The following is a 14,876-nucleotide window of genomic DNA, read 5'->3' on the forward strand; positions in this document are numbered from 1 at the left end:
ATTGACCCATGGCAAACCCGGAATTACTGGAAGAGCAACGCGAAGAGACGCGTCTGATTATTGAAGAACTGCTGGAAGACGGTAGCGATCCGGACGCGCTGTACACCATCGAACACCATTTCTCTGCGGACGACTTTGAAGCGCTGGAAAAAATGGCCGTGGAAGCCTTCAAGCTGGGTTACGAAGTGACCGAGCCGGAAGAGCTGGAAGTGGAAGAGGGCGACACCGTCATCTGCTGCGATATCCTGAGCGAAGGCGCGCTGAAGGCGGAGCTGATCGACGCGCAGGTCGAACAGCTGATGAACCTGGCCGAGAAGTTTGACGTGGAATACGACGGCTGGGGAACCTACTTCGAAGATCCGAACGGTGAAGACGGCGAAGAAGGCGACGACGAAGATTACGTCGACGAAGACGACGACGGCGTGCGTCACTAAGCGTTTCAGGCGGTGGCACGCGCCACCGCTTTTTTCAAGGCAGAACCATGGATTACCCGCAGATACTCGCCCCCGTACTCAACTTCCTCCAGTGCCCGACCCCGCAAGCATGGATTGATAAAGCCCGCGACCCGGCGAACCTGCCGCTGCTGCTCACCGACCATATGGTGTGCGAGCTCAAGGCCGCCCAGACCGCGCTGTTACTCGTGCGTAAATACGTCGCCGACGAAAGCGGTGCCGATGCGCTGCTCGACTGGCTCAAGCCCTACGAACAGTTCACCTTCCGCGACGGCCCGGAGCCGGACTTCATCGCCCTGCACAAGCAGATTGGCAAAAGCGTGATGCCCAAAACCGACGACCCGTGGGGCCAGGCGCTCATCGACAGTATGGTGCTGCTGATTAAAGAGGAGCTGCACCACTTCTGGCAGGTGCGAGAGGCGATGCTGGCCCGCGATATTCCGTACGTCAAAATCACCGCCAGCCGCTACGCCAAAGGGATGCTAAAGGAAGTGCGCACCCACGAACCGCTGACGCTGATCGACAAGCTCATCTGCGGTGCCTACATCGAAGCCCGCTCCTGCGAACGCTTCGCCGCGCTGGCCCCGTTCCTCGACGACGACCTGCAGAAGTTCTATCTCTCGCTGCTGCGCTCGGAAGCGCGCCATTATCAGGACTACCTGACGCTGGCTCAGCAGGTGAGCGACGACGATATCTCACCGCGCATACAGCTTTTTGGCGAAATTGAAGCCACACTTATCTCGACACCGGACCACGAGTTTCGCTTCCACAGCGGCGTGCCGGTGTAACCCGGCATAACTCAAGGATAAGGATGCGAGATGAATAAAAAGTGGACCCGTATTGTGATTATCGTCATTGCGGCTGCCTCCGTGGCGTTCTGGGTGTTTTTCGACAGGCAGCGCGCTCCGGAACGGCAGATGGATAACGCCCTCAACGCGATGCCCGCCTGGCAGGTGATTAAGGAGCAGGAGCCCGCGCTGCATCAGCGCATCCTCGACCAGATGGCCGCCCTGCAAAAAGCGGGCGAGCCGGAGCAGCAGATTATCGACACCATCCAGCCGCAGATCCTGCATCTGCAGATGACGCGCCTGCAAAACGCCCCGGACGCCAACGTGGTGAACTACATGACCATCAACATGGAGCAGACCGCCGCCATCCAGAAGGTGAGCGACGACGCCTGCTTCCGCTTCCTCTACCCGATGGTGAAGGGCGGCATCAACCCGATGCGCATGCTGGATAAAGACCTGATGGCGCGGCGCATGCAGGCCGATGCGGACATGATGCGCGCGGCCTACGGCAAAAACCGCCACACCGTGACCCAGGCCGAGCGTGAGGCGGCCGTCGAGGATGTCCGACCGATTATGAAGCAACTTGCCGATCAGTACGGCGAGGACATCCAGCTGTTGCAGATGCCGGAGAAGGCGGCGGGCAAAGAGAAGCTCTCCTGCGATATGGTGCAGGAGATGTGGGCCAAGGTGCTGGCGCTGCCGGAGCAGAAGGCGGCGAGGGTGATTCGGCTGGCGGTGTCTGAGCTGGAGTGACGAAGGGCGCTGGTTTTTTGGGCACTTAGCGCGGGTTTAGCGCGTCGTCGCTTGCATGGCGGCGCGCGACAGGTATAATCCACAACGTTTCCGCATCCCCTTCAGTGCCGAAGTGGCGAAATCGGTAGACGCAGTTGATTCAAAATCAACCGTAGAAATACGTGCCGGTTCGAGTCCGGCCTTCGGCACCATACAAAGCTTTTTTCAAGTCTACTAACGTCTACTTTAGTCCATAAAAACAGTAAGTTAAGCAGGTTTCTGGCTTTTCTTAGTCTGTCTACGTCTACTCAATTCCTTGAACATATACCAACTGATGATGGTATAACTGATGGTATTCCCGGTTCGATTGATTTTGGTACCAACACTGGAGGTATCAACTGATGGCTCTCACCGATATCAAAGTTAGGACTACCAAGCCCTCCGACAAACCCTTCAAACTCACCGATGGGCAGGGTATGCACCTGCTGATCAATCCTAACGGCTCGAAGTACTGGCGACTCCAATACCGTTTCGATGGCAAACAGAAAGTTTTAGCATTGGGTGTTTATCCAATGGTCTCTCTTAGTGAAGCCCGCAAGAAACGGGATGAAGCCAAAAAATTAGTATCGCTTGGTCTCGACCCCTCAGAAAAGAAAAAAGCAGACAAAATCGAGCAAAGCGAAGCCCTGACATTCGAAGCTGTTGCAAGGGACTGGCATACTGCCTGTAAAAGGAAATGGTCAGATTCCCATAGTGAGAGGGTTTTAAAGAGCCTTGAAGATAACCTTTTCTCTTTCATAGGAAAGAGAAAAATAGCCGAGCTTAAAACCAAGGATCTACTTGTTCCGATCAAGGTTGTTGAAGCTTCTGGACGGTTAGAAGTAGCAGCCCGTCTACAACAACGAACCACAGCAATTTTGCGATATGCCGTCCAGAATGGCTTAATTGACTATAATCCGGCCCAAGAAATGTCTGGGGCTATTGCTGTAGCAAAAAGAACCCACCGACCGGCATTACCGTTTGATCGCTTCTCTGAACTCCTAGAGCGAATTGAAATATTCAAAGGTAGAAAGCTCACGAAGTTAGCCGTAAAGCTTACATTGCTCATTTTTATTCGTTCGAGTGAACTCAGGTTTGCTCGTTGGTCAGAGATAGATTTCGACAATGCCATGTGGACTATTCCTGCAGAGCGAGAGCCATTACCCGGAGTGAAACATTCGCATCGTGGTTCGAAAATGCGAACTCCACACCTTGTTCCTTTGAGTTGTCAGGCATTGGCTGTGTTGACGGAAATTAAAGAGATCAGCGGTGACCATGAACTCGTGTTCATTGGCGACCATGATTTCAGAAAGCCCATGAGTGAAAATACGGTAAACAAGGCTTTGAGGTCTATGGGCTATGACACAACCGTGGAGGTCTGTGGACATGGATTCAGAGCTATGGCTTGTAGTGCTTTAATTGAATCCGGTTTGTGGTCGAAAGATGCTGTTGAACGGCAAATGAGCCATCAGGAGCGGAACTCAGTTCGTGCTGCGTACATACATAAAGCAGAGCACCTTGATGAGAGAAAGCTTATGTTGCAGTGGTGGGCCGATTACCTTGACCTCCTTAGAATACGACAAGTTTCACCATTTGATTTTAAAAAGAGTTAACTATGAATAAGTAGATGATCAATCGCTCTCCCTTATCAATCTTGTTAAGGGAGAATTAATTCAAATAAGCAGTGTTAACTCATTCAAGCTTTGAATACAGTGGAGGGATTAATGAAAGTAGTAAGCCCTTATGAAGAATTAAAAAGCTGGTTTAGTCTCGAAAACTATGAGCAGTTAAAATCACTTACAATCAAAGAACTGCATACTGAGCTTGCCTTTAGAGAAGCGATTTTCGACAGTGTAAATTTTGGATGGGAAGATGATAATCAAAATTTAAGGTCTATCCTTGAAGGTAATCCTATTTTAAGCAGACAAGATAATAATCATGGTCATTTTGGCAAGGGCCAAAGGCATGTTGCGCAAGTTAGCTTTGGTGATATAAAAAAATTAGAGAACAAGTTAATAATGTTTAGCATGGATTTTTTTGAAGAAAATGGCGATTTCAAAAAAGAGTTGAAAAAGAAACCAATTACAAAAACTATGAGGGACTTTTTTCTAAACCAAAATAGCAGCAAGATGTATGTTTCATTTGATTTAGGAATGTCCAGCGATGAAGAAATTATAACAGCCTTACAAACGATGCTACCAGATCTTAGAAAAGAATATGAAATTGAGCCAGTGAAAACAGAAAAAATTGGACTTGCAAAAATAAGAAAACTTGTCGATTACAATATTATCCCAATGATGGATTTATTGATTTGGGCAAAGTTTAAAAAAGTAAAAATCTCAAATATGGTCTTGTCTCGTGTCTTGTATCCCGACTTTACAAATGAGATCAGAGGAGAAGATCACATTAAAGATACAGATAGGCCTGTTGCAGAGAAGTCATTGAATGGCGAAACAACCCGTAGTCTGGAATATTTTATCAGCAAAAACAGCCATCTCCGCAACATACCGATTTCGGAACTCGGATCTTTCTAGTTGTAAATCATCATGTTAATTGTCAAGGGGAGGGCGTAAATATTTTTCTTCCCCGGAATTTCCTTTCATTATTCCCTCATCTAACTTTTCAGTTATCAGCATTCCCTTCATAGATACGAATCTGTGTGGCTAATATCTTCGTAACGGAAGCGGAGGAGGTAGCCAAATGAATACAACCGATACAACCAATCAAAGCTTAATTCGTTTACCAGAAGTCTTGAAACGAACTGGTTTCGGCAAAGCCTGGGTCTATCGTCTGATCAAAGATGGTAAGTTTCCTGCCCCTGTCAAAATTGGAACTCGTGCAGTAGCTTTCGTCGAAAGTGAGATTGATGCCTGGATTCAGTCTGTTATCGAAACAAGTCGAAATAATGTTGCTTAGTTAATTTGGGGAGGCATGTTATGAATATCGAAGAATTTGTGAGTGAAGATAACCATATGTGTAATCTGGGCCAGGAACTTTTCTGTAAAATCTTCGAACCCGGAGCGATTTACGATTTACCTGATAATGAATTTAACAGAAAGATTGTTTACTGGTTAAGCCAGTATTTAGTGGGGAATCTAAGAGAACCGTTAGATTCGATCTCTGAGCTTAATATTTTCGAACAGTTTTATGTGTATGAAACATGGTTCTCGCTAATTAAATGCCCAGATGAAATTAGAAATTTATCGAAACGGATAATTCGATATCAGATTGGGCTGAAAACTCTTTTGTAAAAATGTAAAGTTTGGCCCCATATTTTGGCTTAAAACCTTACAAAATAACTTACATTATTTTGGTTGCCGTTTATTAGCAAGACAGTGAGATAGTTTTCAAAGTATTAGGTGTACATAATAATAACTAGATCTACCAGATGATAATTTGACAAGAATAATCGTCTATCTCACTGTTTTAATTTAAATAAATATCTTAATCGATCCAAATAAATTTGTAAATCTACGAAATGCTTATTATTAATATATTGGAATTATACTTTTTGTAAAGTTTAGGAGGAAAATATGTGCAGTATTTGTGTGGATTCTTTTATGTTCGAAAATGGTGAGAGATATTGTCATGTTGTAAATAAAGATACTGGTGAGCCATTGTATTATCCAAACTTGTATATAACAACACAAGTCAGGAATCGGTCAGAGTCTATATCAACAATGAAGGTTATCGCTGGGAGCATTTCATTGTTATATCGATTCTTTATGAGAAAAAATATCAATATTGATGAAAGAATTCAGAAAAAGATATTTCTGGCTCCTCATGAAATTGAAGATTTGATTGAATTCACTTCATTCAATTTCCGAGATGGCGAGGATGATAACTTTAGGAGTTCAAATGTCAAAAAACCAACTAAGTACTTTCGGATTACAACCATAGCTAACTATCTGGAATGGCTGTGCAAAATACATCTTTCTCATACAGGACAGAAGGATACTCTCAAATATATTTTAGATTTCATTAACAACATAAAAAGAAAGAAACCGAGAAACAATGATAAATATAATATAGATATAGAAAAAAGCTTAGATAAAGAACAATTGGATTCTTTGTTTAGCACTCTTGCACCGGGTAGTAAATTAAATCCTTTTTCAGAAAAAGTGCAAAAAAGAAACAATCTAATATTCTTGCTATTATACTGCTTTGGCCTGAGAGCAGGTGAACTTTTGAATCTGCGAATTGGTGATATAGATTTTGCAGAATCGACAATTGCAATAAGAAGAAGAGCAAATGATAAAACAGATCCGCGAGTGTATCAGCCATTAGTTAAAACTTGTGAGAGGAAATTAATTGCTGATACAAAGCTCATGTTTGAAATTTCAGATTATATTATGAATGATCGAAGAAAGATAAAAAATTCTAACAAACATGACTTCCTGTTTATTACTTATAAGGAAGGAAAAACTCAAGGGCAACCTATTTCATTTTCTTCATATCACAAAGTGGTGAGTGTTGTTCGTCAATCCTCCTCACTTCTAGGGGGATTGACAGGCCACAAACTCAGACATACATGGAATTATGAGTTTTCGAAAGCAATAGACAAGAATCAGGACATATCCGATGAAAAAGAGCAACAAATCCGTTCTTATCTCATGGGATGGCGACCGGGTTCAGAAACTTCAATAATTTATAATCGCAGGCATATTTTTGAGCTATCGAAAAAAACTGCACTTGAGCAACAAGAGCAACTATTCAAAGGAGAATTTGATGAATAATTTAATTAAATACAACTCGGATAAAATGTCTTTGCATGAACATAAAATCGTCAGTTCGATTGAAAATAACGGAATCAATCTTACAAACTTAATATTTGCTATGAACGAAAATTTGGTTTGTGGGTTTGTATATACAGTACAATATTATTTTAATAGCAACAGCTATTTGTATGTGAAAAATATTGTTAGAAATATGGAGAGTCTTATCCGTAAACTATCTCCTACTCATATTGATGATAAGGTTCTAATTGAATATCAAAATAAGAAATTATCAAAAGCCCCAGCATCACTTCGCGTTTTACGACCATTTTTGATTAAATGGTTTGAGTTAGGATATCCAGGAATAGATGAAAGTGCGGTAGAACTGTTAAAGCATTTGGACCTAAAGATAAAAAAATCTGGTCAGTCTGTGCTTCAAGATGATCCAACAGGGGGACCACTAACTAAAGAAGAACATACTTCTTTGATTAAGGCTATGAATCATGCATATAGAAAAGGTGAACTGTCACTGCCACATTACGCAATATCACTATTGATCAGCCTTACAGGTAGAAGACCTCAGCAGTTAGTTATGTTGAAATATAAAGACCTTCTTCAAAAGAACTTAGATAATGGCAAAGTAGAATATGTAATTTCAGTGCCACGAGTTAAACAACGGGGTAAAGAACTACGATATCGAGAACTTGCAATAATATCAGAGGTTGCATCAATTGTTCAATTGCAAGCTAATCAATCAGTGAAACTCGTTGAGCAAGCTCTTGGAAAAACTCTTGATGATTATTCTAAACGAGAAGTTCCTATTTTCTTAAATGAGGAAAAACTCTCAGATTTATCCATAACAGGTTCAATTCTTCTGGAATATAATAAATTATATGCGAAGCCTATAATTGCTAATGTAGCATTGAAAGGTATTGTTAATAATGGGAATATAATATCCAACCGTACCGGTTCGATACTAAATATTACGCCTCGTAGGCTTCGTTATACAATAGCAACTATGCTGGCTAAGAATGGGCATAATGTTAATACTATAGCTGAGTTATTGGATCATTCCTCTACTTCAAGTGCGGGTATTTATATTAAAAATCATGCTGACAGTGTTGAAAGGATTGATTCCGCTGTTTCAGAACAATTGTCATTTGTCGCTGATATTTTTATGAACGGAATCAAATCGAAAAAGAGTTGTCATTTCAAATTTTTTTCTTCAAGTAGATGCCAGAGTCAGAATTCAGGATTCCCTTGCAATCAATGTATATTTTTTATTCCGATTGATCGCAGTGAGGTGAATCAACTATGAATAATATTATTTTGTTCAAATCAAAAAAACATATTCTTGTAGAAGAAAATTATAATGAGTTCATAAAATTTTGTCGCTATCAACTGTCCGGACTAACCCAAACTCAGGATTGGGAGCAGTATGCCTGGAAAGGATATGTCACATTTAGAAAAATAGGGATTGGAAATAAAATCTTTGATTCCATTGATGCAATGCACGAAGATTATATCAATTTTGCGAAAGCATATATCAGATATCAACACACATTGAAACCATTAAAAAATTATGGGGTTATTATGATGGCCTTGCGATGTCTCGAACAGGCCCTTTTGCAGGTTCAGAAAACTGGTCTCATTTATAATGTTACAGCCGTTGTTTTCGATGAGGCAATGCAGATCGGGAGTAAATATTTTGAAGGTAACGTTTTGGCTAAATGTGGAATACAGCTTGAAAAAATATCAAAGTTTCTGTGTGAACATAATCTTGTGAAGTCAGGATATATCTCATGGAAAAACCATGTAAAACAGAAAGTCAAAAACAATTATCTTCCTGAGATTGAGGATTATCACCGAAGCGATAAGTTACCAGATGAAGAAGCATTGCTCGCTATTGCTGATATTTTTTCTCAAAATGATGAGTTACTGAGTCCAAGGGATAAGTTCACCAGTTCAGTATTTGCACTTCTACTTTGTTGTCCGAGCAGAATTTCTGAAATTTTAGCCTTACCTGCTGATTGTGAGATTACACAAATAGATGGCAAGGGTATCGAAAGATATGGTTTGAGATTTTATTCGGTAAAAGGGTATGGCCCTAATATCAAATGGATTCCACGGGTTATGATACCAGTTGCAAAGAAAGCGATTAGAAGATTACTTTCCTTATCACAAAATGCAAGAGCACTTGCTCACTGGTGCGAAAAGTACCCGGATAAATTTTACCGACATGAGCTTTGCCCAACAGTTGATGAAAAAGCTAAATTGACCGTTGTACAAGTTTGCCATGCACTGGGGTATAATTTATTTGATCATAAATCATGTGTTTTAAAAATTAAAAGAACGAGTTTGGATGGTGGGAAAAGTTTCTTAAACCACAATGATTACAACTATTCATTGAGTAATTTGTGGGAAATTATTAGTTCTAATTTTAGCAGAGATTTTCCATGGTATGATAAAGAAAAATCCATAAAATTTAGTAATGCTTTATGCTTGCTCAATACTGATCAATTTTCTTTATCAAGAATGACTTCAATTTTCACATTTTACAAACCTACTAAAAGTTTCTTTTTCAGTGACATACAAAGAAAAAAAAGCTATGAGATGAATTATAAAAATATATTTTCCCGATATGGGTATTATGATGATGAAGGTAAACCACTACTTATTCGCTCACACCAGCCACGGCACCTTTTAAACACAATAGCCCATTATGGTGAAATGTCTGAACTGGATATAGCTAAATGGTCTGGTCGTATCAATGCGAATCAGAACAGAGTTTATAACCATGTGTCAGAAGAAGATATGTTAGATAAAATCAAAGCTATTAAATTGAATAGGAGTAATTACTGTCAAAGGGAGTCAATACCCACAAATGAATTGACAATTGATTTTGATAACCTTAATCAAGGTGCAATACACTTAACTGAATTTGGTTACTGTGTACATAACTATTTAATCAAGCCTTGTACAAAAATTAATCATCTTATTGAATGTGATAATGAAACACCGGACATTAACTCAGTAGATAGAATTAGACTGCAATCTGTCCGAGAGAAAGTAATGCAATTAAAGAGAATAACTCAGATCGCTTATGAAAATGGTGATTATGGTGCAGACAAATGGTTGCAACACCATGAAAAAAATTTGGAAAGAATTAATAAGCTTTTGAATAATTAAAACAGGAGATACTTATGGCAAAACATTTGAACAGGAGTGAAATAAAAGCAATTAAACACATTATACTGACTTGGGACGGTAAAATCACATGGAGTGATTTATGTGAATCAGTGTATAAGAATCTAAACAGAACTATCACAAGGCAATCTTTAAGTGCTCATGATGAAGTTGTTGAAGCATATAGAATAAAGAAAAGTTTGTCCAATTTGAAAAAATCTGGTCTAAAGAAACCAGCTAACTTAACTATTGCGGCACAACAAATAATAAACCTTAAAGCCGAAAACGAAATGTTGAAAAAACAGAACAATAGATACAAAGAGCAATTTAGCTATTGGCAGTATAATGCTTACAGACATGGTCTCACTATGGAACAATTGAATAGACCATTTAATAAAAAATAATAGTTGATAGGTTACACCTATTGACAAGTTAAATAAATGAGATAAATATAAACATATGGTCAGGAAGACTATTTCATTATGCAAGGATGCATTTTATGGACAAAAACATCATCAATCTAGAGTTTACTCTAGAAGAGCAACTTATCATTATTGTCGATAAGTATATCTCAAAAAGATACCAGCCAGGCGATAAAAGTTTCTCATACCAGCTATACCTGCTTTTTGTTGGCTATCATTTAAAGTATTTCTACCCAAGACAGCTATACATTCGCTCTAATCGTAACATAGACAACATTATGACGATGTTCAGTTCTGTATACAAATGCCTTACAAGTACTTTGTTGCAGCGATTGAACAATAAGGAGGCTGTTATCAGAGAGCTAAACTCTCTCGTGAACTATATTGACAACAATCAAGAAAAAGCAGAAGAAATCTATACAATTTTTAAAGCTCAGTATGAAATGAGAGTTATAGAGAAAGAAATTACTCACGAAGTTGTAAAAGTTAGAAATTTGCGGCTTTAATTATTATAAATATAAATCTGTAATTTATTTGAATATTATCTTTTTTCGCGCTAAATAAAAGAAAACGATAATATTTTTGCAGGATTAATTATGATAAGAACAGAATGGTTAGAGTTAGAGCCAGAGGTTTTACCACTTTCTACACATAGGGGGATGCTTGACCAGACTCTTTTATTTGAAGCTACAAGCGTTGATGAAGTGAACTGGTTGATTAAAAATGGTGTTGATATCAACCACCGAAATTTCGTTGGTAAAACCGCACTGTGGAAATCGGGTTATTATGATTATGAAATTGAAATAATAGATCGATTGTTTGAAGCAGGTATTAATCCAGATCTTTTAAATTTTGAAGGTGAGCATGTTTTATCGGGAATGGGTTATTTTGGACATCCTGAAATATTTATGAAGCACAGGGGCAAAATAAAGTCTACTGACATTCATATCAGGGATATACATTTATCCCACATTGATAAAATGAAACGAGGTATTGAAATACTTCTGGGAAATGGCTTTCAGGTGCATTATCCCCGCTATATGAATATTGAGGACATTACTCTCTGGGATGAAGAGCAGGCATGGTATCGAACAGAGCAAGAGAATATTAACATGAAAATATACTATATGAAAAAACGAAATGATTACATCAAATTTTTAGAGTATCTGGACAAACAAAAAAGAGCTATAAGATTAGTTAGTGTCAGAGCGAATAGCAAGGACATTACTCTCTTTGATATTAAGGAAATGATTGAAAGACTTCGATTAATGAAACCAGAATTGTATATTGTTAAGTAATCTAATTTTTGTTTGATTTTCCCAACGGATAGCATCATACTTATAGCTCATTTGGTTTATAAGAGAACAACCTCATGGCTTATGGAAAAAATCCCTTCTCAAAATCACCACTCCCAACAGGTGATTTTAAAACCTCTCAAAAAAGACTTACCGCAGAGATAAAAGAAGTCGAAGGTAAAAAAGTCATTTTTATCTACTATGAAGGGACTAATGATGTTTATGATGGTCCAGAAGCGACTCAATACACTACACTTGAAGATGCACAAGGTTTCTGTAACAATTATAATAAACAGCTAAATATTTAATGAATATTCAAATAAAAGCCCCTACTATTAGGGGCTTTAAAGCAATATGGCTTTCTATTGTTGTATTTCTTTCCAGATACCATCAGCTTTCACAAGCTTAACAGGCTTTGTCTGTTTCATATTGCTAATCGAGGCATCGACAATGCAGTTATAAACATTGTTTGCTTCTTCTGTGCAACTTACTTTCTTCACATAATCGATTCTTAAAAGATCTTTTTCGGGAATACTTGAGTTCAGAGCTTTCATACTTGCATTTGACCTGTCTACAACACTTTTAAAAACATTAAATATATCTTTTTCAGAAGGTTCTGAATTACAGGCTGTTAATAGAAAAGTAGAAAGGATAACTGCGAGAATTGAGTATGTTTTCATTTTCTTGTCCAGGAAACGATTAATTAAGAATGCCAGATTTTGTATTGTTATTATCAGTAGAGAATGTCCATTTGCTTACGGTTTCTCCATTGAAGTCGATTTCGAGAGTTTTAGACTGAGTCTGGGAACCGCCAGTTAGCAAACCAACAACAGGGATAAAAGTCGAGGCATTGAACTGATTGTTATACATGAAATATCTCCATTGCTCGTTGCCATCGTCAAGAGTCGTTCTGGTATCAGGCTCACCAAGTTGAGCAACTAGCTCTGCCTTAGTTGTTTTGTTTTTAATTATTTTTGATTGTAGACTCTGTGCCGTTTCATTTTTGATTTTTTGGTTGCCGGATGTAGAACAGCCAGAAATTGAAAATATTGCAATAAAAAATGATGTAACAATAAATTTATTCATTTTATCTTCCTTATTATATTTGGACAGGGTTAGCTTTTATGTGTGAAAACGGCTCTGTGTGCAAATTTCTTACGTAAAAAAAATCTTAAAGAAATTGCTGACGCAAAATAGATAACGACAGTTAATATAAAATTTTGACTGATAGCGAATATAAGAAAAGCAATCGCTAACAGCACAATTCCTATTAGTAAAGCTAACCAGGCTGAAACGGCTCCATATCTAATAGTTGAATGACAGCCAGTGCAGACACGGACACCAAACGGACTCTCCTGAAAGCAGAACGGGCACTTAATTGTTTCGTTTTTCATAGCAACCCCAGGGTGGAAGATTTACTGCTGTTTGTAGGGATTCTCGATGACCGACTCGCTTTAGTAAAATTGCTTGTACCGATCGATGATTGTTACTTGATAGTTATTGTCTATCATAACTAGATTATCGATCTGTAATAACGATCAATATTTTCTTGACTAAACACAAATTTATTACTAAGCAATTGAGTTAGGTTACGAAAGGTGTTTACAACTAGCTGTCTATAAACGAATTTTTCTTGTAGGTTTCAGATGATGTGTTGAATAGACTTCTGAGAAGTTTGTAGGAACCTTGTGGAGGATGCTCTTTCCATATTTTCTGAGAAGCTCTATGAGCCGTTGTAAAAAGGGAATCCAGCCGGTGAGCCTGAGATGCTTTTGCTGTTTGGCTGCATTCTTTTGAAGGATCTTTTCTACGATTTCGTTCCGTTTGTCTTCTCTGAGCCGTAGTTCCAGTTCTGCAATTTTTTTACCGATACTTTCCTTTCTCTCAGCGGTTTTCAAAACTATTGCAGGAGCAGGAGCAGGAGCAGGAGCAGGAGCAGGAGCAGGAGCAGGGATAGCCTTCTTGGTCGCTCGTATAGCTTCTAAGTGGTCAGGATTGTAGTTAAGTTGCTTTTGAAGATTAGCCCAAGAGTAACCCTTACCTAACTGCGAAGCCTTGAAAGCTATATCGCGGTAAGAGAATGAGAACCCGTTCATTTTCCCGGTTGAAGCGACATTCGCCGTCCAGCCGACTTCTGCTTCTTCCAGTCGTTTTGTGAAAGTTAGAAGGTCCGGCTTATCAGATAAACTTTTATCAAGTATCTGCTTGAGAGCTTCCTTAGGGGAGGGAACACCAGTCCGGGCCGATAGCATTTGTTCGTTGCGAGAGATTCTTTTTCGCTTCGGTTGCTTTGGTGCAATCGCAGGAGCAGTCTTGGTAACTGTCAGGTTATGATCGATTTCAATTTCACTGATAATCCGGGTGCTGATGAGGTTTTCATTCCTACCTAAGTAAAGCTTCCCATCGGCCATGTCGATTCTGCTGGCGATAATGTGTATGTGCTGACCGTCGTCGTCATGTAAGACATAGCAACGGAGATGGGTATCACTGAACCCCATTCGTTCCATATAGTCATCTGCGATACTCGACCACTGTTCATTCGTTAGTGATTCACCGTTGGGTAAGCGAAGCGAGTTGTGCCAAACCGGTTTCTGAACATCTGGCCGAAGCTGTTTTGTGCCATTGAATTCGGAAATCAGTTCAAGAGCAAAGCCACTTAACATGTTCCCGCCAATAACGATTGGATCACTTTTATGATGTGAACCTGGCTTCAATGCATATTGGACCACACCAGCAAAGTTCTTACCCCTGCGAATTTTTCGCATACCCTTCATTCGGGAGGCTCCATATACTGTCACTTAAAAGATTCGTGCGAAGCTCTTCCAGTTGTCGCTTCACAGCGAAAAGCTCTGTATGAGTAAGGTGACTATCTTTACTCTTACCATCTATGTGGGCCGCAATGCGATTTAGTTTTTGTGATATTTCAGTTAAAGCTTTCCAGGCTTTGGTATTAATCGCTGGTATAGCCGGAGGTAACCTTTGAAGGGAAGCCATTCGAAGCCACTCTCCCTTTTTATAAGAGCCTCGCTTAATATTCAGGAGTTGCAGTTCTTCAACATTCAAACGGACACTGACACAATAGCTTCTTACTGATTCTGAAGGTAATTTACTTTTATCAAAACTACCACGGCGGGAAATTTTGGATAGATCTATATCATCTGTATAATTTATCTTATGCATATAAACTCCATTTTATATGATATTAATTGGTAAGCATAATCCATATGCTTTATATATCACTTATATA

General features: G+C 39.6%; 18 protein-coding genes and 1 tRNA gene. 15 read left to right on the plus strand and 4 right to left on the minus strand.

All coding sequences use genetic code 11. The features are described from left to right. The first annotated feature begins 8 nt into the window (after positions 1-8). The 15 genes from rraB (at position 9) to ACQG11_RS12340 (ending at position 11,937) form a co-directional block, all read left to right on the plus strand. On the plus strand, positions 9-434 hold the full coding sequence (gene rraB / locus ACQG11_RS12270) for a ribonuclease E inhibitor RraB (protein WP_032625251.1): 426 nt from the start codon (positions 9-11) through the stop codon (positions 432-434). 47 nt (positions 435-481) lie between these two features. Then, positions 482-1,240, plus strand: coding sequence for a tRNA isopentenyl-2-thiomethyl-A-37 hydroxylase MiaE (gene miaE, locus ACQG11_RS12275; RefSeq protein WP_023295833.1), 759 nt, complete (start codon positions 482-484; stop codon positions 1,238-1,240). 30 nt (positions 1,241-1,270) lie between these two features. Beyond that, positions 1,271-1,993, plus strand: coding sequence for a topoisomerase II (locus ACQG11_RS12280; protein WP_426728395.1), 723 nt, complete (start codon positions 1,271-1,273; stop codon positions 1,991-1,993). A 106-nt stretch (positions 1,994-2,099) separates the two neighbouring features. Then, a tRNA-Leu gene (locus ACQG11_RS12285) sits at positions 2,100-2,184 on the plus strand. Between the two features lie 189 nt (positions 2,185-2,373). Further along, positions 2,374-3,624 carry a tyrosine-type recombinase/integrase gene (locus ACQG11_RS12290; protein WP_045307598.1) on the plus strand — a complete coding sequence of 417 codons (1,251 nt, stop codon included), beginning with the start codon at positions 2,374-2,376 and terminating at the stop codon, positions 3,622-3,624. A gap of 111 nt (positions 3,625-3,735) precedes the next feature. Next, positions 3,736-4,545, plus strand: a complete 810-nt coding sequence (locus tag ACQG11_RS12295) for a DUF6387 family protein (protein ID WP_045307597.1) — start codon at positions 3,736-3,738, stop codon at positions 4,543-4,545. 166 nt (positions 4,546-4,711) lie between these two features. Further along, positions 4,712-4,927, plus strand: a complete 216-nt coding sequence (locus tag ACQG11_RS12300) for a helix-turn-helix transcriptional regulator (RefSeq protein ID WP_001098294.1) — start codon at positions 4,712-4,714, stop codon at positions 4,925-4,927. 20 nt (positions 4,928-4,947) lie between these two features. Beyond that, positions 4,948-5,262 (plus strand): hypothetical protein, encoded by a 315-nt coding sequence (locus ACQG11_RS12305; RefSeq protein ID WP_045307596.1) that lies wholly within the window; start codon positions 4,948-4,950, stop codon positions 5,260-5,262. Between the two features lie 282 nt (positions 5,263-5,544). After that, positions 5,545-6,747 carry a tyrosine-type recombinase/integrase gene (locus ACQG11_RS12310; RefSeq protein WP_426728396.1) on the plus strand — a complete coding sequence of 401 codons (1,203 nt, stop codon included), beginning with the start codon at positions 5,545-5,547 and terminating at the stop codon, positions 6,745-6,747. Then, positions 6,740-8,044: a tyrosine-type recombinase/integrase gene (locus tag ACQG11_RS12315; protein ID WP_001549558.1), complete on the plus strand. Its 1,305-nt coding sequence runs from the start codon at positions 6,740-6,742 to the stop codon at positions 8,042-8,044. Before ACQG11_RS12310 ends, ACQG11_RS12315 begins: the two co-directional genes overlap by 8 nt. Next, a complete protein-coding gene (locus tag ACQG11_RS12320) occupies positions 8,041-9,915 on the plus strand; it encodes a DNA-binding protein (protein WP_175086026.1) in 1,875 nt (624 codons plus the stop codon). The genes ACQG11_RS12315 and ACQG11_RS12320 overlap by 4 nt, the downstream gene beginning before the upstream one ends. Positions 9,916-9,929: 14 nt before the next feature. Continuing rightward, positions 9,930-10,316 carry a hypothetical protein gene (locus ACQG11_RS12325; RefSeq protein WP_001062149.1) on the plus strand — a complete coding sequence of 129 codons (387 nt, stop codon included), beginning with the start codon at positions 9,930-9,932 and terminating at the stop codon, positions 10,314-10,316. Positions 10,317-10,411: 95 nt separating this feature from the next. Next, a complete protein-coding gene (locus ACQG11_RS12330) occupies positions 10,412-10,840 on the plus strand; it encodes a hypothetical protein (protein WP_001549555.1) in 429 nt (142 codons plus the stop codon). A 90-nt stretch (positions 10,841-10,930) separates the two neighbouring features. Beyond that, positions 10,931-11,632 carry an ankyrin repeat domain-containing protein gene (locus ACQG11_RS12335; RefSeq protein WP_001549554.1) on the plus strand — a complete coding sequence of 234 codons (702 nt, stop codon included), beginning with the start codon at positions 10,931-10,933 and terminating at the stop codon, positions 11,630-11,632. Positions 11,633-11,706: 74 nt separating this feature from the next. Beyond that, a complete protein-coding gene (locus ACQG11_RS12340) occupies positions 11,707-11,937 on the plus strand; it encodes a hypothetical protein (RefSeq protein ID WP_001549553.1) in 231 nt (76 codons plus the stop codon). 54 nt (positions 11,938-11,991) lie between these two features. Here the strand turns inward: ACQG11_RS12340 and ACQG11_RS12345 are convergent, their stop codons facing one another. From ACQG11_RS12345 to ACQG11_RS12360, 4 genes are all read right to left on the minus strand, one after another. Beyond that, a complete protein-coding gene (locus ACQG11_RS12345; RefSeq protein WP_001549552.1) occupies positions 11,992-12,309 on the minus strand; it encodes a hypothetical protein in 318 nt (105 codons plus the stop codon). 19 nt (positions 12,310-12,328) lie between these two features. After that, the gene (locus ACQG11_RS12350; protein ID WP_001549551.1) at positions 12,329-12,715 is read right to left on the minus strand and encodes a hypothetical protein; all 387 of its coding nucleotides are present in this window, start codon (positions 12,713-12,715) and stop codon (positions 12,329-12,331) included. A 530-nt stretch (positions 12,716-13,245) separates the two neighbouring features. Continuing rightward, entirely contained in the window at positions 13,246-14,403 is a 1,158-nt protein-coding gene (locus ACQG11_RS12355) for a relaxase/mobilization nuclease domain-containing protein (RefSeq protein WP_426728397.1), read from the minus strand. Next, positions 14,372-14,809, minus strand: coding sequence for a hypothetical protein (locus ACQG11_RS12360; protein ID WP_049012890.1), 438 nt, complete (start codon positions 14,807-14,809; stop codon positions 14,372-14,374). Before ACQG11_RS12360 ends, ACQG11_RS12355 begins: the two co-directional genes overlap by 32 nt. Between the last annotated feature and the right edge of the window lie 67 nt (positions 14,810-14,876).

The organism is Enterobacter cloacae complex sp. 372C4, from assembly GCF_050030615.1.
Classification (GTDB): domain Bacteria; phylum Pseudomonadota; class Gammaproteobacteria; order Enterobacterales; family Enterobacteriaceae; genus Enterobacter; species Enterobacter intestinihominis.